Source organism: Rudaea sp. (genome assembly GCF_036383415.1).
Taxonomy (GTDB): Bacteria; Pseudomonadota; Gammaproteobacteria; order Xanthomonadales; family Rhodanobacteraceae; genus Rudaea.
On sequence record NZ_DASVOK010000370.1, the window covers coordinates 1 to 1,634 of the forward strand.

Annotated in this window: 2 protein-coding genes; both read right to left on the minus strand. The window is 67.1% G+C overall.

Translation table 11 applies throughout. The features are described from left to right. Positions 1-1,178: alpha-N-acetylglucosaminidase (locus VF497_RS13705; RefSeq protein WP_330889634.1), on the minus strand; the 1,178-nt coding region annotated here is incomplete at its 3' end. Positions 1,179-1,182: 4 nt separating this feature from the next. Then, on the minus strand, positions 1,183-1,634 hold a 452-nt coding region (locus VF497_RS13710), incomplete at its 5' end, for a TrmH family RNA methyltransferase (protein WP_330889636.1).

The window sequence follows — 1,634 nt, forward strand, 5'->3', positions numbered from 1 at the left end:
GTGCGGCCGCCGAATGCCCAGATGCCGCCGAACAAAAATGGCGCGCCCTTGAAATCGGTCATGCGATCGTCGCGCGGCACCTTGTCGTGGTCGATGTCGATGATGAAGAGCTTGTCGCGGTCGACGCCGGCCAGCAATTCCACCTGCGGATTGCCCTGCCAGGCGAGCATCATCCATTTCGCCCCCGGATGCGCCGCATCGAGCGCGGCCTGCACGAGACGTGCGCCTTCGCGCACGGGTACGTCACCCGAGGTGCCACCCTCCTGAAAGATTTCGAGATCGTAGATCGTCGAGTCTCCGAAAAGCTCGCGCTGGTGACGGTAGAAACTCGCGGCGATCTTCGCGAACAGCGGATCGCGCGGATCGAGCCAGCCGGGGCGCGTGAAACCGGCCCAGTCGCTCTGTTCGATCACGTGCGCCTGCGGAAATTTCTTCGCGAAATCGGCCGGCACGATGCCGTAGAAACCCGGCAGCACGGGCGTGATACCAAGCTCGCGCAGGCGCGCGAGAATCTGCCGCGCCGATTTCGCGCGCCTGGCCATCAGCTCACGGCTGATCGGTCCATCGAAACAGCACATGTTGCCCATGAGCTGCCAGTTCTGGTGCGCGGGCTGGGTGATCCACGCACGCAATTCGCGGTCGGAGTAGCCGAAGTCGCGGAAGGTTTCGTAGAGCACTGAATCCATGCCGCGCTCGACGATCATCGCGTTGATGCCGCTGAGCGCGTAGAGGTCGATCTCGCGCTCCCAACGCGACCAATCCCAGTACGGCATCGTGTAGCCGTCGGTGTTCTGGTTGAGCGCGTAGCGCCAGGCGTAGCGCGCGGCGCGTTCGATGGTCTCGTCCGGCAGGGGCAGCGCCTCGTCGCCGAGACGATCGCCGTTGGTCGAGACCTGGCGGTGCGCGACGTACTTCAGATACCAGTTGACGCCGAACAGCAGCGCGCTCGCGGTCGTGCCCTCGACCTTCACGCGCTTTCCATCCGGCGCGATGCGAAAGCGCCCGCCGTCGTCGCCGGCTGCCAGCGCTCCCAGTTCGATTTGCCCGGCGCGCGATCCAAGAACGCGCTGCACGACGGCCTGCGCCGGCCGCAGATCGAAGCCCGGCGCCTGGCCCGGCGTCGCCGCGACCAGCGGGATGCCGAACGCGAGCAGCAGCAGCGCGACGACAAGGCGCACGGGACTATCGATGCTGGCGCCAGTATTCGGCGAACAGAACGGCCGCGCTCGCCGACACGTTGAGGCTTTCGACCGCGCCGGTGCCGGGAATCGTCAGGCGCAGGTCGGCGTCCGCAATCAAGCGCGCGGACATGCCTTCGCCTTCCGCGCCGAGGATCAGCGCGAGGCGGTCGGGAAGTTTGTTCTCGTACAAGCCCCAGCCCGCGCGAGGTACGGTCGCGGCCACCGCGAAACCCGCATCGTGCAGCGATGCGAAGACGTCCTCGCCCGCGGCCGCCTGCGCGAGCGGCACCACTTCGGCACCGCCCTCGGCGACGCGCATCGCCGCACCCGAAAGCGCAGGTGCGCCCGCCGGCAGGATCGCGCCGCGCGCATTGAAATTGGCCGCGCTGCGCAACAGCGCGCCGACGTTGTGCGGATTGCCGACGCCATCGAGCCAGATCAGCAACGCAGGCT